The 24,612-nt window shown below is 36.7% G+C and carries 18 protein-coding genes; 10 read left to right on the forward strand and 8 right to left on the reverse strand.

The features are described from left to right. Window positions 1-443: 443 nt before the first annotated feature. The 6 genes from B9T27_RS04085 to B9T27_RS04110 all read left to right on the forward strand — a co-directional run bounded on the left by B9T27_RS04085 (window position 444) and on the right by B9T27_RS04110 (window position 5,773). Complete coding sequence (locus B9T27_RS04085; RefSeq protein ID WP_086205581.1) at window positions 444-1,028, forward strand: anthranilate synthase component II; 585 nt, start codon at window positions 444-446, stop codon at window positions 1,026-1,028. 9 nt (window positions 1,029-1,037) lie between these two features. Beyond that, window positions 1,038-2,084, forward strand: coding sequence for an anthranilate phosphoribosyltransferase (gene trpD, locus B9T27_RS04090; RefSeq protein WP_086205582.1), 1,047 nt, complete (start codon window positions 1,038-1,040; stop codon window positions 2,082-2,084). 21 nt (window positions 2,085-2,105) lie between these two features. Beyond that, window positions 2,106-2,912, forward strand: a complete 807-nt coding sequence (gene trpC / locus B9T27_RS04095) for an indole-3-glycerol phosphate synthase TrpC (RefSeq protein ID WP_086205583.1) — start codon at window positions 2,106-2,108, stop codon at window positions 2,910-2,912. 40 nt (window positions 2,913-2,952) lie between these two features. Then, complete coding sequence (locus B9T27_RS04100) at window positions 2,953-3,651, forward strand: Smr/MutS family protein (RefSeq protein ID WP_086205584.1); 699 nt, start codon at window positions 2,953-2,955, stop codon at window positions 3,649-3,651. A 123-nt stretch (window positions 3,652-3,774) separates the two neighbouring features. Continuing rightward, entirely contained in the window at window positions 3,775-4,323 is a 549-nt protein-coding gene (gene folE, locus B9T27_RS04105) for a GTP cyclohydrolase I FolE (protein ID WP_171263337.1), read from the forward strand. A 130-nt stretch (window positions 4,324-4,453) separates the two neighbouring features. Beyond that, complete coding sequence (locus B9T27_RS04110) at window positions 4,454-5,773, forward strand: flavin monoamine oxidase family protein (protein WP_086205586.1); 1,320 nt, start codon at window positions 4,454-4,456, stop codon at window positions 5,771-5,773. 68 nt (window positions 5,774-5,841) lie between these two features. Here the strand turns inward: B9T27_RS04110 and B9T27_RS04115 are convergent, their stop codons facing one another. The 4 genes from B9T27_RS04115 to hemE form a co-directional block, all read right to left on the reverse strand. After that, window positions 5,842-7,728: a DUF4105 domain-containing protein gene (locus tag B9T27_RS04115; RefSeq protein WP_086205587.1), complete on the reverse strand. Its 1,887-nt coding sequence runs from the start codon at window positions 7,726-7,728 to the stop codon at window positions 5,842-5,844. Between the two features lie 79 nt (window positions 7,729-7,807). After that, a complete protein-coding gene (locus B9T27_RS04120; RefSeq protein ID WP_086205588.1) occupies window positions 7,808-8,275 on the reverse strand; it encodes a DUF3015 family protein in 468 nt (155 codons plus the stop codon). Between the two features lie 134 nt (window positions 8,276-8,409). Next, window positions 8,410-9,213, reverse strand: a complete 804-nt coding sequence (locus tag B9T27_RS04125; RefSeq protein WP_086205589.1) for a DUF817 family protein — start codon at window positions 9,211-9,213, stop codon at window positions 8,410-8,412. Between the two features lie 19 nt (window positions 9,214-9,232). Then, the gene (gene hemE / locus B9T27_RS04130; protein ID WP_086205590.1) at window positions 9,233-10,306 is read right to left on the reverse strand and encodes a uroporphyrinogen decarboxylase; all 1,074 of its coding nucleotides are present in this window, start codon (window positions 10,304-10,306) and stop codon (window positions 9,233-9,235) included. Between the two features lie 204 nt (window positions 10,307-10,510). Here hemE and B9T27_RS04135 point away from each other — a divergent pair, with 204 nt between their 5' ends. Both B9T27_RS04135 and B9T27_RS04140 read left to right on the forward strand, forming a co-directional pair. Then, window positions 10,511-11,758 (forward strand): L,D-transpeptidase family protein, encoded by a 1,248-nt coding sequence (locus tag B9T27_RS04135; protein WP_086205591.1) that lies wholly within the window; start codon window positions 10,511-10,513, stop codon window positions 11,756-11,758. Window positions 11,759-11,950: 192 nt separating this feature from the next. Then, a complete protein-coding gene (locus B9T27_RS04140) occupies window positions 11,951-12,640 on the forward strand; it encodes a pirin family protein (protein WP_086205592.1) in 690 nt (229 codons plus the stop codon). A gap of 183 nt (window positions 12,641-12,823) precedes the next feature. Here B9T27_RS04140 and dsdC read toward each other — a convergent pair whose 3' ends face one another. Next, complete coding sequence (gene dsdC / locus B9T27_RS04145; RefSeq protein WP_086205593.1) at window positions 12,824-13,750, reverse strand: DNA-binding transcriptional regulator DsdC; 927 nt, start codon at window positions 13,748-13,750, stop codon at window positions 12,824-12,826. A gap of 211 nt (window positions 13,751-13,961) precedes the next feature. Between dsdC and dsdX the strand changes: the two genes are divergently transcribed. Together dsdX and dsdA are read left to right on the forward strand one after the other, a co-directional pair. Continuing rightward, on the forward strand, window positions 13,962-15,314 hold the full coding sequence (dsdX, locus tag B9T27_RS04150) for a D-serine transporter DsdX (protein ID WP_228146138.1): 1,353 nt from the start codon (window positions 13,962-13,964) through the stop codon (window positions 15,312-15,314). A 16-nt stretch (window positions 15,315-15,330) separates the two neighbouring features. Continuing rightward, window positions 15,331-16,662, forward strand: coding sequence for a D-serine ammonia-lyase (gene dsdA / locus B9T27_RS04155; protein ID WP_086205594.1), 1,332 nt, complete (start codon window positions 15,331-15,333; stop codon window positions 16,660-16,662). A 143-nt stretch (window positions 16,663-16,805) separates the two neighbouring features. On the opposite strand, the gene B9T27_RS04160 is transcribed toward dsdA, so the two are convergent. The 3 genes from B9T27_RS04160 to B9T27_RS04170 form a co-directional block, all read right to left on the reverse strand. Further along, window positions 16,806-18,413: a bifunctional aspartate transaminase/aspartate 4-decarboxylase gene (locus tag B9T27_RS04160; protein WP_086205595.1), complete on the reverse strand. Its 1,608-nt coding sequence runs from the start codon at window positions 18,411-18,413 to the stop codon at window positions 16,806-16,808. Between the two features lie 69 nt (window positions 18,414-18,482). Further along, on the reverse strand, window positions 18,483-20,168 hold the full coding sequence (aspT, locus tag B9T27_RS04165; RefSeq protein WP_086205596.1) for an aspartate-alanine antiporter: 1,686 nt from the start codon (window positions 20,166-20,168) through the stop codon (window positions 18,483-18,485). A 1,201-nt stretch (window positions 20,169-21,369) separates the two neighbouring features. Continuing rightward, window positions 21,370-24,195, reverse strand: a complete 2,826-nt coding sequence (locus B9T27_RS04170) for an ImpA family metalloprotease (RefSeq protein WP_228146139.1) — start codon at window positions 24,193-24,195, stop codon at window positions 21,370-21,372. Window positions 24,196-24,612 lie beyond the last annotated feature (417 nt).

Consider the following 24,612-nt stretch of genomic DNA (forward strand, 5'->3'; position numbering starts at 1 on the left):
AACATAAACTAACGTCGAATTTATAATGATTATAAAAAAATTAGATTTAGGTACTCTTAATAATTTAATGATAATAAAATTATATTTTTATAACAAGGAAATACAAAGATTTTATTTATTTCAAAAGAAATTACGCTATAAATAAAGTACATTCTAAATAAAGGTTTAAATCATTTTTTATTCAAATAAAATCTAATATTCTATATTTTTAACAATTTAATATTTCAATCTAAAAAAATATAAGCACTCAAGTTGTATAACATCAAATATTTAAACAGTCCGCTCTATTTTTTGCTATGATCATGGCACTCGTTTTATCCACATACGCACTAAGTCAAATGAATCATTTCTATGAAAATCATTCAATTTAGTCATTAACGAGTACCCAAACAACAAAGCGCGCTTAAGCGCATGAATTTCAATAGGTTAGTAGGTTAAGTCTCATGCTTTTAATGATCGACAATTACGATAGCTTTACTTATAACATCGTTCAATATTTTGGCGAGTTAAATCAAGAAGTTAAAGTTGTTCGCAATGATCAAGTCTCATTAGAGGATATTGAGCGATGGCAACCAAAGTATTTAGTGATAGGCCCTGGTCCTTGCTCACCTACTGAAGCTGGAATTTCTATTCCTGCCATTCAGCACTTTGCAGGTAAAATTCCTTTGCTCGGTGTCTGTTTAGGACATCAAGCCATTGGACAAGCTTTTGGTGGCGATATTATTCGCGCTAAAACAGTGATGCATGGTCGTTTATCGAATATGTACCACAGTGACAAAGGCATTTTCAGTAACTTACCTTCACCATTCTCTGCGACACGCTATCATTCTTTAGTGATTGACCAAGCGACTTTGCCAGAATGTTTGGAGTTAACTTGCTGGACCAATCAAGCGGATGGCTCTATTGAAGAGATCATGGGTGTAAAACATAAGACACTACCTGTTGAAGGTGTGCAGTTTCATCCTGAATCAATCTTGAGTCAACATGGCCATCAAATCTTTAAAAACTTTTTAGAAATTTACGCATAAGTGAACAACATGGATATTCAACACGCTTTAAATAATATTACTAAAAACATTGAATTGACTCAGCCACAAATGGAAGAAGTCATGCGCACCATTATGCGTGGTGAAGCTACTGATGCCCAAATTGGTGCACTCATGATGGGACTTCGCTTGAAAGGTGAAAGTATTGATGAAATCACAGCTGCTGCACGTGTTATGCGTGAATTTGCAATTAAAATTGATGTCAGTGACATTCCATATTTAATTGATATTGTCGGTACAGGTGGTGATGGTCAAAACTTATTTAATGTTTCGACTGCATCTGCCTTTGTTATTGCAGCAGCAGGTGCCACCATTGCTAAACACGGCAACCGTGGTGTTTCATCAAATTCTGGCTCATCTGACTTACTAGAAAAAGCTGGAATTAATCTTGACCTGTCTATGCAACAAACTGAACGTTGTATTCGCGAAATGGGCGTTGGCTTTCTATTTGCACCCAATCATCACAAAGCAATGAAATACGCTGCTGGCCCACGTAAAGAATTGGGTTTTCGAAGTATTTTTAATTTACTCGGCCCGCTTACGAATCCGGCTGGAGTACGTCGTTTTGTGATTGGAGTCTTTTCAAATGAACTCTGTCGCCCAATGGCAGAAGTGTTAAAGCAACTGGGGGCAGAACATGTCATGGTGGTGCATTCTAAAGATGGTTTAGATGAAATCAGCTTAGCATCTTCGACCTATGTTGCAGAGCTAAAAGATGGTGAAATTACCGAATGGATCATTAACCCTGAAGATGTTGATATTGAATCACAAACTTTAATGGGCTTAATGGTTGAAAATTCTGCTGAAAGTCTTGCACTCATTCAAGATGCATTAGGCAAAAAGAAATCAGCCAAAGGGGAAAAAGCAGCCAGTATGATTGCCCTCAATGCTGGTGCAGGAATCTATGTTTCAGGTCTCAGTAAGGACTACAAACAAGGTGTCGCTTTAGCACATGACATTATTTATGGCGGACAAGCTTTAGAAAAAATGAGTGTATTGTCTGAATTTACCAAAACGCTGAAAGAATATGAAGCTTAAGGCTATACAGGAATAAATGTCATGCTGGATATTGCCAATACCATTTTAGGTAAAATTATTGATCGCAAACACCAAGAGTTTGCAGCACGTTTAAAAAAACGTAGCTTAAATGATATCGAAGAACTTGCACATGCAGCATCTCCTGTCCGTGGTTTTGCACAGGCTTTGCAAAATAAACGCCCAGGTGTAATTGCAGAAATTAAAAAAGCCTCACCATCTAAAGGGATTATTCGGGAAAACTTTAATCCTGCCGAAATCGCACAACAATACGAGCAAGCGGGTGCTGCTTGCTTATCGGTACTCACCGATATCGATTTTTTCCAAGGCGCAGATGAAAATGTACAGATTGCACGTTCGCATTGTACTTTGCCTGCTTTGCGTAAAGATTTCCTCATTAATCCTTATGGCGTAATTGAAGCTCGTGCTTTACACGCAGATTGTATTTTATTAATTGCAGCATCACTCTCAGATATGCAATTGGAAGAAATGTCAAAAACAGCATTTGAATATAATTTAGATGTTCTAGTTGAAGTACATGATGAAAATGAATTAGAACGTGCTTTAAGACTTTCAGAACAATGTTTATTAGGTGTGAATAACCGTAATTTAAAAACTTTTGATGTTGATTTAAATACATCTTTGCGTTTGAAAAAATTACTCGATCCAGCACGCCTCTTGGTCACTGAAAGTGGCATCGCTACACCGAATGATGTACAAATGATGCAAGAACATGATATTCATACTTTCTTGGTGGGAGAAAGCTTTATGAAACAACCTCGCCCTGATCATGCATTTACCGCATTATTCGGTCAGCCAGAATTGGTCTAAATGACCTTAAAAAATCAACTTTTGAGTTATGATTTAAGTTATGAGTAGTAATGATTCTTCGTTTTCAAAAGAGCAGCAAAATCTTTTGAAAGCCTTTAAAAAACAAATCACTAATCCTCATGCATCTAAAGTTGTTGCGCAACCTGAGCTTAAACAAGCTCAGGTAACAGCAGTGCTTGAAGAAGCAAATGATACTGATTTGTTTAAACAAGCTTTGCACGGTGTAAAAGCATTTGATAATTGCAACATTGCGAAAGTCGAGAAGTCCCGCATTCGTCAAAAACCAGATGCAAAAACTTTGGCGAAGCGAGCTGCGGCTGAAGGCCCACGTGATATGGATAATGCCGAGCTTTCAGATACGCAAGCAATGCTCAATCCAGTCGCGAGCCAAGCGAGCTTAAGTTATCGTATCGCTACATTACAACATAAAGTTTTTGAAGATTTAAAAGCTGGTAATTTACGTTGGTATGAAGCTGTAGATTTACATGGTTGTACCGTTGAGGATGCACGCTCTGCTGTGTTACAAATTATTCAAATGGCTAAAGATGAGAATCAAAATGTCATCAAAATTGTGCATGGCAAAGGCCCTGAAGCAGTTTTAAAAACGTATGTGAATAGTTGGCTACGTCAACATCGCGATGTACTCGCCTTTGTCAGCGCCCCGGAAAAACAGGGTGGTACTGGTGCAGTATTGGTTTTACTCAAACGTGCTGAGAAGAATCCTAAATTTAATCCATAAACGGTATACAGCTGTAAACCATATTAGAAATGTCTACAGCTGAATTAGTAGTCAGACTTTTTATGTTTTTCTGCTACAATGCCGTCCTTGTTCAATCAGTGTAAGTGAACACGTTTTATGTCTATGCAGCAATCCTACGCAAATATTTTAACTGCCGTTGGCGAGGACTTGAATCGTCCTGGTCTAAAAGATACGCCTATGCGTGCTGCTAAGGCATTTTCGTATTTGACGTCTGGTTATAGCAAAACTTTGGAAGAAGTGACCAATAATGCGGTCTTCCCTTCCGATAACCATGAAATGGTTTTAGTTAAAAATATTGAGTTCTATTCTCTTTGTGAGCATCACCTACTCCCATTCCACGGTCGTGTGCATATTGCCTATTTACCTGAAGGTAATGTTTTAGGTTTATCTAAATTTGCACGTATTACGGAAATGTTCGCACGTCGTTTACAAATTCAGGAACAACTCACTCAGCAAATTGCTGAAGCTGTAGCTGAGGTAACCAAAGCACGTGGTGTCGCTGTTGTCATTGACTCTGCACATATGTGTATGATGATGCGCGGCGTAAGCAAACAAGAATCTACCACGCGTACCGTGTCTTTTGTGGGTGAGTTCAAAACTGACAGAGATTCACGTAGAGAATTTTTACAGGCAGTTCCAGAAGTCTATTAAACTCTAAAGATGACCAAAAAGCTCTGATCCTTCAGAGCTTTTTTATATTTCAATACTTAAAATAAAATTCATTCTAAATACCTACCCATTAATATCAAAAGTATAATGATAAAAAATAGAGATAATTTTTATGATCCACGACAACCATAGACCCGACACAATTTTTATTATTGGCGCAGGTATCGCAGGATTAGCATGTGCAAAAGAATTACAAGCAGCTGGGAAAAATGTCATTATTCTAGAAGCTAAAGAAAGGATAGGAGGACGTATTCACTCTATCAAAAAGGATTCCCATACCTTTGATTTAGGTGCTTCTTGGATACATGGTATTGAAAACAATCCAATTTGGGAAATCACTCAAAATAATAATATCGCCACTACTATATTTAATTATATGGATTCAAGCTATTACCATACCAATGGGCAAGTATTTTCAGAGATAGAACAACAAGAATTCGAACTTTATATTGGCAAAATAAGCCAACTTTTGACTGAGTCAAAACAGCATTCTGCATTAGAAGCAATCAATGACATTATGGCTTCACTTGAATATTCCGAAACTGTATTTCCTAAAAAGCAACTCAGAACCTTATTATTGAGTTTCTTTGAAAGACTTGCCAATGATCCCTTTGCGACAGACCTCAGCCAACTTTCAGCACATTATGAAAAATATGAAGGCTATTTTGAAGGTGATGAAGTCATCTTCCCTGAGGGATATATTCAAGTTATAGAAAGTATTTCAAAAAATCTTAATATTCAAACGGATACTGAGATTCTAAAAATCAACCTAAAAGATGATCATATCGAACTTATAGATCAGCACAATAAACGTTATCTGGGCTCTCGAGTGATCGTTGCAGTTCCATTAGGTATATTAAAAAAAGATAAAATAACATTTTCCCCATCACTTCCCGCACCTCATCTTAATGCAATACAGAACATGGGATTCGGTTCTTTCAATAAAGTTTTTATGGAATTTGAAGAACTGCTTCCCTTTAATTTAAATACAACATCAACAAATATTAGTGATTTTTACTGGCATGATGGACATTGGTTTAATATATTAAATCTAACAAATATTTATAAAAAACCAATGTACCTCATGTTATTTGGTGGTAAACAGTCAGAATACATCGATGATGCAACAGATGCAGAAGTATGGAACTTTATCTATAAGGGTTTAAATAAAACGTTCTCCAACATCCCTAACAGACCTAAAAATATAATCATTACCCGTTGGGGAGCAGATCAACAAAGTTATGGTTCTTTTAGCTTTCCTACACCACTGCATACATCTGAACTGGTTGAAACACTCAACCAACCAATTAAGAATCGTCTTTTCTTTATTGGAGAACATTGTAGTTTAAAATATGCTGGTACCGTACATGGTGCATATTTAACGGGACAAGAAACCAGCCAAAAAATATTAGATGAGACAGCTCAAAAGTGAATACCTCATCTTTTCTAAATCCATTATTTTATAAGCGTCTTTTATTTGCAAAATAGGCGCTTATAAAATCAAAAAAATCTCACATAGCCTAAACCTAACTTCATCCAATCTTTGTTCTGTTGTTGCTGATATTCCCAATTCACTCTGAATGAACTTTGCTGATTAATTGAATACTGCAACATACTATTGAAACGTACATTCCACTGATGTGAATCACTCCAATATGGCAGCTCCAACTGTAGCAAACTATTAACTCGATCTGACCATAAATTTTGACAACCGAACGTAGGCCCAACTCCGATACGCCAACCTAGATCTAAAGCTTTGCCTGCTTGTAACTGTGTCTGTAATTCAGCAAAACATAAATGCTCGCGCTGATCATCTGCAAGGGTGTAACCTGACTGTCCCTTTAAGCTAAATACTCCATGCTGATCGTGCTCACTAAAATCTCCATGACTTAAAGCTTCTTGTTGCCATGCAATATTAAAACCCCATGTTAATGGTGTTTTAAATGGTGTAATTGGATTATAAGAATTCACTGTAAGTAAATCGAGATGCTCAAATTTGAGAGCATGATTACGCCACTGTACTGCGGCATCTAAAAATAAAAGTTGCGTACCTGTTCTAAAACCACCTTGTGGATCTTTTAAATCATGATATGCCTGACGATGTCCAATTTGTACAAAACGATCACCTTGCACTTCACCCACATCTATTGACCAATTCCGCGCCTGATGTCCATCCACTGGATCAACTTGCGGACGTTGTGGTTCTGATCTTTGTTTATCAATTTTAAGCTGACTACGTAAACCAAGTAATTGCCTAAACCGTGGCTGAGCAAACTTTGGTGAAATTTGTCTGGCAACAAATTGCAAATATAGATCGTCATAAGCCATTTCTAAAATTTTAGCACGATCAATTACACTATAAGACTTTAATAAATCAGGCATATATTGCGGTTCAGCCAAGGCTATTTTATGTGCTTGCTTCGCTAGACTCGCCCCATGCTGCTGAGCCTGAGATAACAGTTGCGTTTCTAAAGCAGGACGATATAGCGTTTCTTTAATCAAATGCTCCTGATCAATCGCTTTAATCGTATCAATTGGAATAGAGGCATAACTAAACTTTTGTTTTAAATTCAATTGTGGACGGACTAAATCAATTAACCCCAATAAACGATAGGCACAATTATCACTGACAAAATAATATGGAAAACTGACCTTTTGCATTTCCCAAATATGTTTCACTAAAAATTGTGTTTCTTCAGGGGTTAAATTAAGTTCATACTCCCATAAATCACGACTTTCAAAATCACCATATTCTTTGACTTTACGATAATATGGCATTAATGAATATTCACCAGGATACTGCCCTGTTAAGCCTTTCCATGCATAAGACCAATTATCATCGCCTTTTACCGTCGCCGCATAATTGACCGCATAAGAGACTAAATTGAGCTGTTTTTGATCTTTAGGATCTAGCCGTAATAAGGTATGTCCGAACATCGAACTTGGATTACCCATAAAATCTGTTGCATAAATTAGAGTTACTTTATAAGGCTTAATTTGCCCAAACCATTGCTCAAATTCAGGGCATTCAACTTTAGGTAAGCTTATTTCTTGAATATCCAACTGCTGTATCAACCACTGACTACGTGCAGGAAATTTACAGCGGATAGACTGATTCGGTTCAGCATTTAAAAATAAGGCCTGAACATCTGCATTCAGCTCATTTTTTATATTGTAACGACCATCGGATGCTAAAAAGTAGTCATTATAATTAACTTCACTCTGGGAGTTATCTTCAGCATATAACAGTCGTTGCCAAGTAATATTTTTATCCAGTTTTTTTTGTTCAGCAATCTTTAAATAATTTTGAATACTCTCTGATTCAGCTTGTACAGAGAATGTAAAAACAGTGCTAATCACAGCACTACATAAAGCAAAATATTTCATTCACATCAACAATATTTATAGTTTTAAACATAATATAAGGTAAAGAAAACCCTGCCATGTAGACAGGGTCAATTCGAAATTAAACGTAAGCTTTTAAAACTTGGTCTTTTGCCATCACTTGTTGCAATGAAGCTAAAACTTGTAAAGAATTTTGATTATCAGTTGAGTAAATGTCGGCAAAATTTGCTTTGCTCACAGCAAAGAAATGTGACTTATCTTGCTGTTTAATATTCATGAGTTCCGCAAGAACATTTAAGCTCTCACCCTGACCCACTGCCATATCACGCGCCAATGACTCTGCATTTTCATTGGTAAATGTTACCACTTGCGCGGTTACAGTACCGCTACCACAACCAAGCGTACCAAATGTAATTCCGAGTAATTGATTAGTAAAAATTCCGTTGGTTGTTGCAGCCAAAATTTTCGGAATCACACCACTTTTTCCAGCCCAAACCTGAGTACCGACACCACAACCGACATCTTTATCAGCCATCGCCATACTGGATGTCGCCGCAAATACTGCAGCAAGCGCTAATTTTTTTAACATGTATTATTCTCCAAGTTTTAATTATGCATTTGTTTTACTATATTGTTCTACATTGTGTAATGTTTGATTACACGATATAAAGATTTACCACATTCAGAATAAATAGCAAATCAAAATCTGACATAATGCTGTGCTCATTTTTCAGATTTCAAATACCAATTTCCTACGGCATCACGACTTCCTAATATTTTTAAGACCAAAACTAAGCTTAGTAATAACAATAAATACCATGATCCCAATTTACCCCAGCCCACCATATGCCAAGTATCTACCTGACTTGGGTACAGCCATATTTTATAGAAAGTACTAATATTTTCAGCAATCCAAATTAGAAAAGCCAACAGCATTAAGATCGGCAATATTGGCAATTGAAAATGATGATGCTGCAATTCAAATCGAATTTTTGTTTTCCAAAAAATGAAAATACTCCAGATAAACAGGAGATTCCGAAAGTCAGGAATAAAAAATTTACTCATAAAATTAATATAAGAAAAAATGGCCAAACTGAGCATTTGAGCAAAACTAGGCAATCTGACAAAAGATACCTGATACAAACGTAATGAACGTGCAAAAAAACTACCCACTGCCGAATACATGAATCCAGCAAATAAAGGCACGGTCATCAATTTCAATACTGCGGGTTGTGGATATTGCCATGATGCGATCTGAGGGTGCGTCAGAAAGATTTCCATGCCCATAGCCATCACATGAAATAAAGCAATCACCTTGGCTTCCGCCCAAGATTCTAATTTTAAGTAGATTAAACATGCTTGGATAATCAAAGCATAAAATAATAAATAATCATAACGAAAAAAGCCATGATATTCATGACTTCCCATCGATGCAGTAACAACAAAAGCAATTAACAATAAAATACCAAATAAGGCAGCAGATACTGCCTTATAAAGAAATTCATATAATGATTTTAAATAGATCATGCAGAATATACTTGAATACTTAACCTAAATATTTAGCACTGTACTCATGCACAGTATCAATAAATGCTTTCGGACTCACAGGGTCAACCCATTGAGTAATCCCATGACCTAAGTTGGCAATATAACCTGTTTTTTCACCATTGGCATAAGCATCATCCAACATCGCTTTGACGGCTTTTTCAATGCTTGCTGGCGAACCATATAAAGTTGCAGGATCTAAATTTCCTTGTAAGGCAACTCGTCCATTTACAGTTTGACGGGCCACACTTAAATGGGTAGTCCAGTCTAAACCTAATGCATCTGCACCCGTTGCAATCATTGGCTCTAACCATTGACCACCACCTTTAGTGAACAGAATTACGGGGACTTTACGTCCCTCATTCTCACGTTTTAAGCCAGCAACAATTTTTTGCATATAGTTTAGGGAAAATTCTTGATATTCACGATGCGCCAATGCCCCACCCCAACTATCAAAAATCTGTACAGCTTGCGCACCTGCTTCAATTTGTGCATTTAAATACTCAATCACAGCATCTGCTAAACGATCAAGTAACGCATGTAAGACTTCAGGTTGCGCATACATCATTTGCTTTGTAAAACGGAAATCTTTACTGGATCCCCCTTCAACCATATACGTCGCGAGTGTCCATGGGCTTCCAGAAAAACCAATTAACGGCACTTGGCCACCTAATGCCGAACGAATAGTAGAGACCGCATTCATGACATAATCTAAATCAGATTTGGCATTAAATTGAGGCAAATTGGCAACATCTTGCTCTGTACGAATGGTTTTATGGAATTTAGGACCTTCGCCAGCTTCAAAATAAAGTCCCAGACCTAAGGCATCTGGTATCGTTAAAATATCAGAAAATAGAATAGCTGCATCTAAATCATAACGGCGCAACGGCTGTAAAGTTACCTCACAAGCCAATTCGGTATTTTTACAAAGGGAAAGGAAATCACCCGCTTTTGCTCGTGTTTCTCGATATTCAGGTAAATATCGCCCTGCTTGACGCATCATCCATACTGGTGTGGTATCTACTGGCTCACGCAATAAGGCACGGAGAAAACGATCATTTTTTAAGGTCGTCATTTACTTTCCCAATCCAAATTTATAATTCGCCCCATCATAGCAAAAAGGCTTTAAATTTAGTAATTTCTCTATCATAAAAAAATTTCGCATGTCTAATTAAAAATTAAGTAATTACACAAAACAAATACTGCATCAGTGTGTATTTTCTGCAATACTTGTGCCGTTTTCGAAATCTAGTATGAATAACTCTTAAGGTTGAATTTCATGTTCGTTCGCTCAATTCTTGCTTTGAGTTTAAGCTGCATCCTTTCTGGTACAGCATTTGCCGCATCTAATACTGCTGAGCAATCATTAAATCCGAAAAAAGTTGCTACAACTGCACCTGTCGAAGATCCAATTGATCCTTTAGCAGTGGATAGCATTAGTACCAGTGATGTTCAAATTTCTCAGCAAGAGCAAAAAGATTTAAATAAAGCTGCTGATACCTTACAAAATCTTGAAAAAACTGAAGATAAAACTGCTGATATTGGTAGTAAAGCCACAACAACACCAAGCACGAGCAGTACCTCAACTGCCACAACGACGAGTAATACCTCTGCACCAAAAGCATCTTGGACTCTAGACGGTCTAAATAATGCTGAATGGTATGAAAATATTGGTAAAGGTCAATTTCCTGTTTATGCTCGTGCCCATGTAATGTTAAACAATGCACATGCTTCACCAGGTGCAATTGATGGTTCAAGTGGCATGAACACTCTAAAAGCAATTGCATCATTCCAACAAATGAATGGTCTCAAAGCAACTGGTGTCTTAACTAAAGAGACGTGGGATACTTTAGTTGAAAAACAAGGTAACAAACCTGCTTTTGTAGAATACACTATTACAGATGCTGACCTTCAAGGTCCCTATGCTGCATCGATTCCACGCGATTATGCTTTACAGTCAAAAATGAAAGGCTTGTACTACACTCGTGTAACTGAAATGTTGGGTGAAAAATTCCACATGGATGAGGATTTTTTAAAGAAATTAAATCCTAAAGCAACCTTTAAAAAAGCAGGCGAAAAAATCATTGTGACCAATATTCGCAATGACTTACCTGAAAATATTCATCTTATTGTTGCGCACAAAGGTGCCAAACAATTGTATTTATTTAATAGCCAAAATCAAATGGTCGGATCATTCCCTGCGACTATTGGCAGTTCAGATACACCATCACCAACTGGCACTTATAAAGTCACTGGTGTAGCGAAAAACCCTTGGTATAGTTATTCTCCAAGTAACTTTTTACAAGGTAATAACACCAAACCACTGTCATTACCTCCTGGCCCAAATGCACCAGTTGGTAACATTTGGATTGGTTTAAGTAAAAAATCATTTGGTATTCATGGTACACCGAATCCATCAGCAATTTCTAAAACAGCTTCACATGGTTGCATTCGTTTAACCAACTGGGATGCAAATGACTTAGGGAAAAAAGTGAAGTCTGGGGTCACTGTTAAGTTCTTAGAATAATTTAGCTCAACTTTTACGTTAAGTATAAAAAGCCTACTTTAGAGTAGGCTTTTTATACACTATATTCCTGATTAACTTATCTACGACTATCGTTCTAAAAACAAAACAATATGTTGCTTCTTTGCCGTTTCATCTCATTACTCTAAGTATTAAAATTATTTTAATGACAAAATAATGACTCGGAGATTGAGCATGACAACTTATTTACATCGCAGCGAAGATCGTGGCCACGTCAAATCTGGCTGGTTAGAATCGAAACATAGCTTTTCGTTTGGTAGCTGGTACAACCCTGAATTTATGGGAATCGGATCTTTACGAGTCATTAATGATGACATTATTGCAGCACATAATGGCTTTGGTACACATCCACATGACAATATGGAAATATTAACCTGTGTACTCAAAGGTACTATTTCACATAAAGATAGCATGGGGAATGAAAGTCAAATCCATGCTGGTGAATGGCAATTAATGAGTGCAGGCACAGGCATTCAACACAGTGAAATCAACCAAGGTGATGAAGCTGTTCATTTACTGCAAATTTGGATTATTCCTAATGTACAAAATGCTGAACCGACTTATCAACAGATTGAACGTGATCCTAAACAAACACCAAATACATGGCAGTTAATCGTTGGCCCGAATGCGAATGCACCAATGTATATTCGTCAAAATGCAGAAGTAAAAACAGCATTTTTGGAAAAAGGTCATAGCTTAGATGTCACAGCAACCCAAAAATTTAATTATATCCATGTAATTGAAGGTGAAATCGAGATTGCAGGACAAACCGTTAAAGCGGGTGATGCTCTGTTTTTTGATGAGGCAGCGACTATTAAAGCTCAGGTTGATAGCCAATTTATTTGGTTTGATCTAAATAATTAAAGCACTTTCAGCTTGGCTCCCTTTTACTTAAGCGATACTGCTCAAGTACAAGGGAGTTCTGATGACTGCTTAAATTAAAAGACTTCTAGCATAGCCTAAAGCTTAATTCTATTTATCTGATATCCCAAATGTGGCTTTCTTTGAAAAACTATAAAAATGATATTCAATCCGTAATTATAAAACTTAAGCTTGTTTATCATTCACAGCTTCTTTCAGCCACTCAATAAAAGCATCAATTTTTGGCCACTTACGATCTTTTTGTGACGCAACATAATAATGCTGATCACAGCGTAGATACATATCTTTAAATGGCATTACCAGCTCTCCACTCTCGATGTCCTCTTGTACCAATCTTTTTCTCCCCATAGTAATACCCAAATTATTTTTAGCAGCAATTAAGGTCAGATCAGAACGATCAAAGCTCATTCCTACAGCACTATCAATATTGGTATTAAAATATTGGGCCCAACTATTCCATTCATCGGTTCCAGTACCATTACTCCACGCTTGGCAGTCATGCAACAACGTACAATGTATGAGGTTGTCCAAATTTTCCATGAGGTTAAATTTTGCTGCATAGTCTGGACTACAGACAGGGATAATGTGTTCATCCATCAAATATTGATAATCTAATTGAAAGGATGGTTGATTATCAAAATAGAGCGCTAAATCAATTCCAGTACGTTGAAAATTGATATTCTCATTTCCTGTCAGAATGGATAACTGAATGAATGGATAACGTTGGATAAAATCAGGCAGTTTAGGCACCAACCAACATTGTGCGATAGAAGGCCGAGCATAAATAGTAAGAGAGCCTGCCAATGCCTGATTTTGTATGGCTTTAATTTCAGTATTTAAATGATCCAATGAGGATTGTAAAGCCCAAAAAACACGTTTTCCCTCATTGGTTAACTCAACCTTACGGTGCAAGCGTAAAAATAACTTTATATCCAGTTCTTTTTCTAACAAATTAATCTGATGGCTGACGGCACTCGGGGTCAAAAATAGTTCTTCTGCTGCTAAGGCGAATGACTCATGTCTTGCCGCCACCTCAAAGGTAAAAAGTTTTGACAATTGAAAACCAGTCAAAGTCTTATGTGGATTGCTCATTCATTTACCTTCAATCCATAGATTATGTTATTCATCAGAAATTAGATAAACACCTCACATTAGATGAAAAAATTTAACTCAAAACTCACTTAAAGATCAATATTTATATGATTATATTTTTTCAGATGAATTATTTTAACTCAAAGGTAAAATTTCATCATTTGACGTACCACACTTATTTTACTCCAATAGAGGACTAGGAATTTTAGTCATGGAGACGCAAGGTATGGAAGCCAATTTCTTGGATGTCGGTATTTTACTGACCAGTATATGTTTAATCATTTTCACTATTTTAAAATTCAAATTGCATCCGTTTTTAGCTTTACTTCTTGCTAGCTTTTTTGTTGGGTTAGCAATGAGAATGCAGCCACTCGAGATGATCAATGCCATTGAAAATGGTATTGGAAGTACCCTAGGCTTCCTTGCAACAGTTATCGCATTGGGAACTATTCTAGGCAAAATGATGGAAGTCTCTGGGGCTGCGGAACGTATTGCACTTTCCCTGCAACGTTGTCGTTGCTTATCCACAGATGTCATCATGGTACTGATTGGCTTACTGTGCGGTATTACCTTATTTGTTGAAGTGGGCGTAGTTTTATTAATTCCACTCGCCTTTTCCATTGCTAAGCATACCAAGACTTCTTTATTTAAATTAGCAATTCCATTATGTACTGCACTGATGGCAGTACATTGCGTAGTTCCACCACACCCTGCAGCACTTTATGTTACCAATAAACTCGGAGCCGATGTCGGTACAGTCATTATTTTTGGCTTAATAGTCGGCTTGACAGCAGCGCTTGTTGGAGGCCCACTCTTTTTAAAATTACTGGGCAAACGCTTACCGTTTAAAGCCGTGCCTGTGGAATTCTCTAATTTAACCCTTAGGGAAGAGCATACTTTACCGTCATTAAAGGTCACATTATTCACGGTATTTTTGCCGATTGGATTAATGCTGATTAAAACTATTGCCGAATTGCATTCTAAATCACAAACACAGCTATACCAATTCTTAGATTTTATCGGCAACCCAATTACAGCCATGTTTATTGCGGTATTTGTGGCTTATTATCTGCTCGGCTTACGCCGTAAAATGTCTATGGCCGCTTTATTAAAAGATACAGAAAGCTCATTTTCATCTATCGCCAACATCTTATTGATTATTGGTGCTGGCGGTGCATTCAATAGCATTTTAAAAGCCAGTGGCTTAGCCGATTCCATGGCTGTTCTCCTCTCGCACCTACATATGCATCCAATCTTACTTGCATGGTTGGTTGCCTTACTTCTACATGCAGCAGTTGGCTCAGCAACAGTGGCAATGATGGGTGCAACTGCAATTGTCGCCCCAATGTTACACCTCTATCCAAGTATTAGCCCTGAAATTATGGCCATTGCGATTGGTTCAGGTGCAATTGGCTGTACCATTGTGACAGATTCTCTATTTTGGTTGGTCAAACAATATTGTGGTGCGACATTAAGTGAAACTTTCAAATATTACACATCGGCAACTTTTATTGCCTCGCTGATCGCACTGGGCTGCACCTTCCTGCTTTCTAATTTTATTTAAGCTTATGAGTACTATTATGAATTCTGATCAACTCAACCAACTTATTCTACAAAATCCTATTGTTAAGGATCTGGTCGCACTAAAAGAAACTGTTTGGTTTAATCCTAATTTCACTACGCTTGCAGAAGGCTTGCCTTACGTAGGGCTTGACCAAACAGATATTGATGATGCTCGCGACCGTTTAGCACGCTTTGCGCCTTATTTGGTTAAAGCCTTTCCAGAAACAGCAGCAACTGGTGGTATTATCGAATCTGAACTTGCTGCCATTCCCAATATGCAACAACAACTTGAACAACACTTTGGGCAATCAATTCACGGTAAATTGTGGCTTAAAAAAGATAGTCATTTACCTATTTCAGGTTCAATTAAAGCCCGTGGTGGTATCTATGAAGTGCTCTGTCATGCTGAAAAACTTGCTCTTCAGGCAGGCTTATTAACCACTGAAGATGACTATGCCAAACTTAATACTCCTGAATTCAAGCAGTTTTTCAGTCAATACAGTATTGCCGTCGGTTCTACAGGAAATTTAGGACTTTCAATTGGCATCATGAGTGCACAATTGGGCTTCGATGTAACTGTGCATATGTCAGCCGATGCACGTCAATGGAAAAAAGACAAATTACGTTCTCACGGCGTAATGGTTGTTGAATACGTTGAAGATTATGGTGTAGCCGTAGAACAAGGTCGAAAAGCGGCACTACAAAATCCAAACTGTTTTTTCATCGATGATGAAAACTCACGTACGTTATTCTTAGGTTATTCTGTTGCTGGAGAACGCCTCAAAACCCAATTACAGCAACAAAATATTATCGTAGATCAAGAACACCCCCTGTTTGTTTATTTACCTTGTGGTGTTGGTGGTGGCCCCGGTGGTGTTGCATTTGGTTTAAAAATGGCATTTGGTGATCATGTACATTGCATTTTTGCCGAACCGACACATTCACCATGTATGCTACTTGGCGTTGCAACAGGTTTACATGATGAAATTTCAGTCCAAGAAATTGGCATAGATAATATCACTGCGGCCGATGGTTTGGCTGTTGGTCGTGCATCTGGATTTGTTGGTCGTGCTATGGAGAGACTGCTCGACGGTTTTTATACACTTGAAGATGAAACCATGTATTTATTACTGGGTATGCTAAATCAGTCTGAACACCTCAAATTAGAACCTTCTGCTCTGGCTGGAATGCTAGGCCCTGTCATCGTCAATCAGCACTCAGAGTACGTAGCACTACATCACTTTACTGAGCAACAATTACAGCATGCCAACCATATTGTTTGGGGCACGGGTGGCGGAATGGTTCCTGCTGAGGAAATGGAAAAATACTTGGCTAAATCTAGAATGTAATAGATTCAAACATATAGTGCCTGTAACAAAATAGAGGAGATAAAATCTCCTCTATTTTTCATTGTGTATCCGCACCATAAAATAAATTAAATTAAATTTGAGTAAGCCTCCTATTTAATTTCACCTATCTTATTGATTCGGGATTATTTGGAAGATTTCTTCTTATTCAAACTTTCATACTCTTTGAATTTTTCATCGGCAAATTTTCGTAAAGAATCACCAATCGCAGCATACTGATACTCGTTTAAGTTTGCTAAAGATGCACGAGCTGAAGGATGCATTACACCAAATCCAGAACCTGGTAATAAAACCACGCCCGTTTCCTCGGCAACACGGAATAGTAATTCCGTCGGATTTTTATTGTTCATGATCCACGTCGCAAACTCCTTGCCATAAAGTGTACGCGAAATTTTTTCTAGGTTGATGAGCGTGTAATAATCGACACCGTTTGGATCTTGCGGAGCATCAACTCCAAGATGGCGATATAATGTTTTATTCCGCTCACGGACAACAGATTTAACGGCTTTCCTATAAGCTTGACGTGAATCCATCATATCAAATAATGCAAATAGAACCATCTGAACTTGTTGTGGTGTAGAAAGCCCTGCTGTATGGTTCAATGCAACATTACGACTATCTGCAACCATACGATCAATAAATTTCATACTCGATGGATCTGTGGTTACTGATGAATAGCGTTCTTCTAGTTCCTGTTTTTCTTTTTTAGGTAAGGCTGCAATTTTTTTATCTAAAATATTATTATCTGATAATGCAATTACCCCTAAGCGCCAACCCGTTGCACCAAAATATTTTGAGAATGAATACACCAAAATTGTGTTATCCGGACAAATAGAGAAAATCGATTGAAAGTTATCTGCAAAAGTTCCATATACGTCATCAGTAAGAATAATTAAATCTGGACGCTTTTTAACAATATCCGCCAGAATCGCAAGTCCTTCATCACTCATTTTCACTGAAGGTGGGTTACTCGGATTAACGAGGAAAAATGCTTTAATGGATGGGTCTTCAAGTTTGCGTAATTCAGACTCAGGATATTGCCAATCAAGATTAGGATCAGCTTCTATAAATACTTCCTCAAGCTCATAATCATTTAATTTTGGAATTTCTAAATAAGGCGTAAAAATTGGAGTTCCAATCGCAATTCGATCGCCTTTCTCAATAATTTTATTTTCTTTTAGAGAGTTAAAAATGTATGCCATGGCGGCAGTACCACCCTCGACAGCAAATAAATCAATGGAATTTTTCGCTAAACCTTGAACACCCATCTCTCTTAAGACATATTCTTTAATAATAGTTTCGCTGACACGAAGCATCCGATCAGGGACAGGATAGTTACAGCCTAAAATCCCTTCAACCATTTCCAGTAAAAACTCATCAGGATTAAGGCCTAATTGGTCACGAACATAAGAAATGACTTTACCTAAAAAGACGACACCAGGCTTATCGCGATTTTCTAAAATAAATTGATCAAAGCGTGATTGCAATGCAACGGGACGAGGAAAACCACCTAACCCTTCAGGCATATATGAAAATGAAAACTCTGATTCTGTTGCAGCAAATAATCCCAGTTGGAAAAATGCCCGACGAGGCACAGTAGCCAAAAAGTTAGGATTTCCACGCCCAGCATTCAACATCATACGGTCTGTACGACTTTGAGCTAATGCAATCAATTCATCTTTAAGTTCAAATGGACTAAGTTTTGCGTATTTAGAGTAATCAACATTCCCCATGGGAAGTCTCCTTGAGTAAATATAATCGAAAATAAAAAATGTATAAATTTAATGTATTCAAAAATTTGGTTAGACCAGCCCAACAATTAGAGGTCCAAGTAATGTTAAAAAGACATTTGCCAAGGCGTAAGTAATTGCAAAAGGAACAGTTGGAATTGAGTTTCCAGCTTTATCCAGTACACCACCAAAAGCAGGGTTTGCACTTCGTGCACCAGATAGTGCACCAGCCATAACAGCAACATTGTTATAACGAAGTACATATCGAGCAAAAAGCATCGCAAGTAGTAGAGGTACTAAAGTAACGACAACACCGATGAGGAAGAGTGACAGTCCACTATCTCTGATGGTATGAATTGCCTGCAAACCAGACTGTAAACCAACAGCAGCCACAAAGCCTGCGAGCCCTAAATCTTTTAGAAGCTGTGATGCAGCAAGAGGCATATTGCCGTGTAATTGATTACGACTACGGAGCCATCCAAATAACAAACCTGAAAGTAAAGCACCACCACCGGCACCCAACGTTAAAGGAACACCGCCAATGCGAATAACAAATAAACCAATAATTAAACCGACAACTAGACCAGCACCATGAAAAATCCAATCTGTTTTTAAGCTTTCAGGAAGTGCCGTGCCTGCTTGTTTTATTAAGCGATTAAGATCATTTTGATTACCATAGACAGTAACAACATCACCTTGACGTAAAATAGTTTCGTCAGCTAATGGTAATACTTCACCCTTCCGCTTAATTCCTAAAACATAAATACCGTGCTTTAAAGATGCAGGTGTGTTGGCTTTAATATCACCCAGTGTCCGATTCAGATATTCAGAGTTATTCAGGATCACATCAGTCGTGTCCATCACGACTTCCATACCAGATGATGATTGCAGCTCAGTTCCGATATGATTCGATATTGCAACAACCCCAGCACGTCGCCCTATAACCAAGACAATATCATCGGTCAACAAGACTGTTTCAGGGCTTATATCTATAAATTTGTCTTTACGTTTTAGACGTTCAATTGTAACGCTACTACCTTTCAGCTCAATATCGGCGACACTCTTACCATTTGCTTGTTCAACTTTATAGATACGGCCAACAAGTTCAGGTACTGCCAATTCTTGACCTGGAGTAAGTTCAAAAGCACCTTTTAAACGCTCAGACTGAGCTTTGAGTGCATCATCACGAATTTCGCGCCCCATAAAACGGGGAAGAATATTGACACAAACAATAATTGCACCAAGTGATCCAAAAATATAAGTAACTGCATAACCAATAGCGACATTGGCTTGCAATTTTTGGATTTCAGCTAAAGGTAAATCAAGACGAGATAATGCATCTCCTGCTGTACCAATAATGGCTGATTGGGTCATACCTCCAGCAGCTAAGCCTGCTGCAAGCCCTTTATCTAAATGGAAAATTTTTGCCATAACTAACACTGTAATTAAGCCGCAAATAGCCATAAATACAGCCAATAAAATTTCTTTTATTGATTCGGGTCCAAGAGATTTAAAAAATTGAGGGCCACTTTCAAAACCAACTGCATAAATAAACAGTGCGAAAAGTATTGCTTTAACGCCATTATCTACGGGAACACCAATCAAGCTTAATATGACTGCAACAAGCAGAGATCCAGCCACACCACCAAGCTGGAATTTTCCAAATTGGAATTTACCTATCCAGAAGCCTATAGCAAGAGATAAAAATAGAAGTATCTCAGGACTATGTTTTAGTTCACTTTGCAACCATTCCATTATTTTTAATCCTCGTACTGATTTTTGTCATATATTGGAATTACATTTGCAGCATTTAACTAATATTAAGAATATTTATTAACTATCAATAACTTGTAAAATATTTTTAAATTAATTGTTTAGTTGTCGCTAATGGATTTAAAAAATAGAGAACCTATTAATTTAATTCATATTATTTACCGACTATATCCTGTGAATTATTTTTTTAATTATTGACTTTTGTATTCTTATTATTAAGAAATAATACTTAAATGTAATCTTTGTATTTTTAAACACTACTACTGTAATTTAAATTACAAATATTAGATTAAAATCAACAAATTTACTCAATTCGATCAATCATATGCCCAAGCTATTCCTTGAATTTATCAAACACAAAATTTACAATAAAATAAATAAAAACAGAAACTTAAATATAATTTATTGAAAATAAAAATTAACCTTTTTTTAGAAAGAGTTAACCCATTATTATTTTGATATGTAACTTGAATCGGTCACAGTTACATTCGTAATACTAAGCATGAAAAACACCTATTTAGACTTAACTAGATATTAAAAATATAAGCATTAACAAAACTACTTTTTTAATTTTATTTGATATTTATACTGAGTTACTTTTCCAATAATTATTAAATTCAATTATACTTTTTTGAAAGAGCTACACTTTATTTTTTAATTAAGCAATTATTTTAAATTAAAAAATTATTTCTATTCAAAAATTTTCCTGTTTTATACTTTCTCAACCGAATAATCATTATTTTTCATTCAAGGTTTAGTTATTCTTATTTATCACTATTTTTGTTCTTACCCTTAGTCTTCACCGGAACGCCTAGGTGAATATATGATGCTTTTAATAGGTTCGATAGATTCATATTATAATTTTGAATGATGAAATTTTAAAATTGATAGTACTCTAATCAATAGAATTGACCTTACTCTCAAGTTTTTTATTCAAAGAAATTACTTTATTAATAGATGAATATAAATATACAGTATTATTTCTCATTAGTACTTCATTATTTCTCATTAGTACTTCATTATTTCTCATTAGTACTTCATTATTTCTCATTAGTACTTCCTGAGTTTATCATTTTATCTAACTAAAAGTATCTACAAAACCGAACGTTATTTATTTTGAGAATAAATAAAAAGGCTACTTTCAATATATGAAAGTAGCCTTTTACCTAAGTCACGAAGAAAATACTTAGTAAGGATAGTTTGGGACAGAACCCGCAATAGGAAGGGTGACCCAAGTACCCTCATTTAAATGATTTGATCTATTTGCAGGCTGCGCATAGAAGTACAATGGTGCTTCCGGTAAGTTCAGCATAGCAACAGAGGTATGTGCCGTATCCGTTACAGGTAAACCATAAAGCTGGAACATTTTTTTCAAGTCATAGCCCATAATTTTCGAGCTGAGTACATAAAGTAAATCAGGTCGACTCAAGTCTTTTTTAGCAAATGCAGCTAAACCTAATTTGTTTTTTTCGGCTTCAGTTGCCTTAGCCAAATCAATCTGATTATAAAGACGCTGTGAAATATTAAGTAAGCGCATAAACTCAAATACACCTTGTAAATCAGGTTGTGATTTAGCTTGATGTAATTTGGTATAGTTATGTGCTAACTGTAAGTAAACCGCTTGCTTGGCATTGTCACTGCCTTGCCATACACGTTTTTCCATCTCAGCACGTAGTGCTTCACCACTTAAGTTTGTATTACGATTATCTTTGATATTGGTATATAACTGAGGATGATTGAAATTATTACCATTATTATCGAGCTTATAAATTTCATATTTACGCAGCATACTTAAGCCAGCCAAAATATTGTTATCGCATTCAGTACCACAACCAATAGTATTGCCATTTTCTGTAGATTTGAAGGTCATACTCAATACAGCTTGAACAGTATTATGTCCCAGTTCATGTACCCAGCCCCATCCAATATCTAGACCCGTTGATCCATCAGATGGGTTGCCTGAACAGAGAAAACCACAGGTTGCAATCCAACCAATAAAATGTTGAACACTCGGTGCACGATGAACGGCACTGGTACAATCCCAACCTAAAGTATTGCAGTATTGTTGTGTACTACCATCCAATGGCATGTTGTTATAACCATTTGCAATATGATTACTGTCATAAATAACGGTCTTAATCTTTTCAATGTAATCACGTGGTGAAGAGTTACCAATGGCTTTTAGCGCATAAGCATTAATTTGTTGAATTTCACCACCTACAAATTTAAAGGTATTCCACCCAAAGGTTTTACTTTGCAGTATTGCACTGGCTTCAATCATTTCACTTTCAGAAATAGCTTGGGTGAAATCATAATGAGCATATTTTGCACCACCTTTCACCTCTAAAGTAATTGTACTGCCTGGTTTAGCATTGCTGTAATTCAACATCAATGGCCCACCAAATGGACTAATAAATGGATTCTCTATTTGGTTATTAAGTTTGACACTATAACTATTTGGACGGAGAGGACGTTTGTAACCACTGTCATCAAATGGATTACCCCAAGTTCGTAAATAGCTGGTTTGTATCGATAAGTTTGCACCTTGAGCATCTTTAATTTTTATATTTAAGGCCTTAGCAGGAATACTGGCACGACCAATTGCAGTTACCCCACTCTCCTGTGGAATGGTCACGGTAATCGTTTCCCAACCATCACTGACTGGCATATTTTGCGCCTCTGCAGGCATATAATCCCCAGCACCTTGTAGCGCAGCAGTAGTATAACTGCGGTTGTAATCGAGCCAAGCATCCGATGCATAGGTTTTCATAAAGGTCAGCGGATCACTACTTTTACTTAAAGCTGTATAGCTAATATTGGGGCGCCACAAATCTGCAATTAAAACCAATGCTTTTAAAATACTATTTTTATTATCTTCACTAAATGCTGACACCCCTTGATTATTTAAAGTCTGTAGGGAGCTGGAAAGTGCCTTAATATTTTGAATTATTGAATTATTGACGTTAATTTCACCCAAACTGACAGATGCAGGATCTTTAAAGTATTGTAGCGTATTAATCGTGGCATCAATTTGGTTAATATTATTCCAACGTTGCTGATGCGTTTTCGAATCAGATAACAGCAAACTCTCTTTAGTTCGCCAATAGTTACCATTCGATTGCATACCCATTGCAGCTAAGACTTTTTCCATATTGCTACTTACATTATAGCCTGATGCCTGAAAATAGACTGGCTTTCCTGCATCTAAATAATTTTGGATTAACTCACGATCAAATTTTTGTGTGTCAATATTTGAGCCAATTAGGATCAGATCTGCATTTTTCCAACAGCTATTACTTGAATCTAGGACATTACAGTCTAAAAGAGTTACTGTTGTTCCAAGCTGTTGCTCAAAATAGCGTTTTGCAGTACTTGTGTCATAGCCACTCACTGCAATATTTAGGGATGCATTCAATGGAGTCTGCGTATTACCAGTAATTAGCCAGCGTAGACTATTATTTAAGACCTCACTGAACTGAATTACATCAGCATTATTGTTTAACACACCAGTAAACATGTTCTGACCATAAGCCAAAGCACGGCCTTGACCGACTTGAGCAGCAACACCTAACCCACAACCTTTGTTCGCCTGTAAGCTGAGTGGCCAGTTACATATGCTATCTGAAACAGCAATAGGTAGTGCAGTACTGAGATCCGCTGGATAAATATTAATAGATGAGTTTGGTGTGAATTGTAAATGAGGCTTTAAATCTTGTTGCTTAGCCCCTGTATATAAAGCCGTAAGCAAACTCTTTTGCCAGAACTGTTGTTGTTTTGCTGTACTGAGTGCCCACTGTAATAAAGCTTGACGATCTTGTTCTGTTAGATTTGAGGCACTACCTGTTTTGAGGGCTTGATTAATTCGCTCATTAAGCACAGTCTCATCAGGCTTTGTTGTAATAGGAGGATTCTCTTGTGTATGTGATTCACCTCCGCCACCGCAGGCAATTAATCCAACTGATAATGATATCGTCAATAGTGCATTTCTGAATGCTAAAGCCTGTGAAGCCACAATGATTCCCCAATACAAAATAAAAAATAACGACATCCTTTTAAAATGTCGTGAATAATATCTTGAGATTATAAAGGTAAAAAGATAATTTAAAATTAAATCAAGACATAACACTTTGTTTTTTAAAGTTAATTAATATACAAAAATATAGGTTAATGTGATGAATTTAGAGCTAATTGAAATTTATTTTAAATTTTAGATACAAGCTCATGAATGAAAATACCTTCATAAAATATCTATCATTCCAGCGAAAACCAATCAGTACAACTGATGTTCCCTAAAATAAAAAGGTATATTCCATAAAAAAATAATGCCTTGAAAAAAAGAAAACCTGTCATAGATAGATTTTCTTTTTTGATTAGATTTTTTCTGAATTCCACATAAAAATTCTATTTTTAAATCTTTCTTAAATTTAAT

The sequence above is a fragment of the Acinetobacter sp. ANC 4648 genome (assembly GCF_002135345.1).
GTDB lineage: Bacteria > Pseudomonadota > Gammaproteobacteria > Pseudomonadales > Moraxellaceae > Acinetobacter.

Coding starts and splice junctions, on each gene's coding strand:
- B9T27_RS04085 (WP_086205581.1), top strand. CDS start 444: ATGCTTTTAATGATCGACAATTACGATAGCTTTACTTATAACATCGTT.
- trpD (WP_086205582.1), top strand. CDS start 1,038: ATGGATATTCAACACGCTTTAAATAATATTACTAAAAACATTGAATTG.
- trpC (WP_086205583.1), top strand. CDS start 2,106: ATGCTGGATATTGCCAATACCATTTTAGGTAAAATTATTGATCGCAAA.
- B9T27_RS04100 (WP_086205584.1), top strand. CDS start 2,953: ATGAGTAGTAATGATTCTTCGTTTTCAAAAGAGCAGCAAAATCTTTTG.
- folE (WP_171263337.1), top strand. CDS start 3,775: ATGCAGCAATCCTACGCAAATATTTTAACTGCCGTTGGCGAGGACTTG.
- B9T27_RS04110 (WP_086205586.1), top strand. CDS start 4,454: ATGATCCACGACAACCATAGACCCGACACAATTTTTATTATTGGCGCA.
- B9T27_RS04115 (WP_086205587.1), bottom strand. CDS start 7,728: ATGAAATATTTTGCTTTATGTAGTGCTGTGATTAGCACTGTTTTTACA.
- B9T27_RS04120 (WP_086205588.1), bottom strand. CDS start 8,275: ATGTTAAAAAAATTAGCGCTTGCTGCAGTATTTGCGGCGACATCCAGT.
- B9T27_RS04125 (WP_086205589.1), bottom strand. CDS start 9,213: ATGATCTATTTAAAATCATTATATGAATTTCTTTATAAGGCAGTATCT.
- hemE (WP_086205590.1), bottom strand. CDS start 10,306: ATGACGACCTTAAAAAATGATCGTTTTCTCCGTGCCTTATTGCGTGAG.
- B9T27_RS04135 (WP_086205591.1), top strand. CDS start 10,511: ATGTTCGTTCGCTCAATTCTTGCTTTGAGTTTAAGCTGCATCCTTTCT.
- B9T27_RS04140 (WP_086205592.1), top strand. CDS start 11,951: ATGACAACTTATTTACATCGCAGCGAAGATCGTGGCCACGTCAAATCT.
- dsdC (WP_086205593.1), bottom strand. CDS start 13,750: ATGAGCAATCCACATAAGACTTTGACTGGTTTTCAATTGTCAAAACTT.
- dsdX (WP_228146138.1), top strand. CDS start 13,962: ATGGAGACGCAAGGTATGGAAGCCAATTTCTTGGATGTCGGTATTTTA.
- dsdA (WP_086205594.1), top strand. CDS start 15,331: ATGAATTCTGATCAACTCAACCAACTTATTCTACAAAATCCTATTGTT.
- B9T27_RS04160 (WP_086205595.1), bottom strand. CDS start 18,413: ATGGGGAATGTTGATTACTCTAAATACGCAAAACTTAGTCCATTTGAA.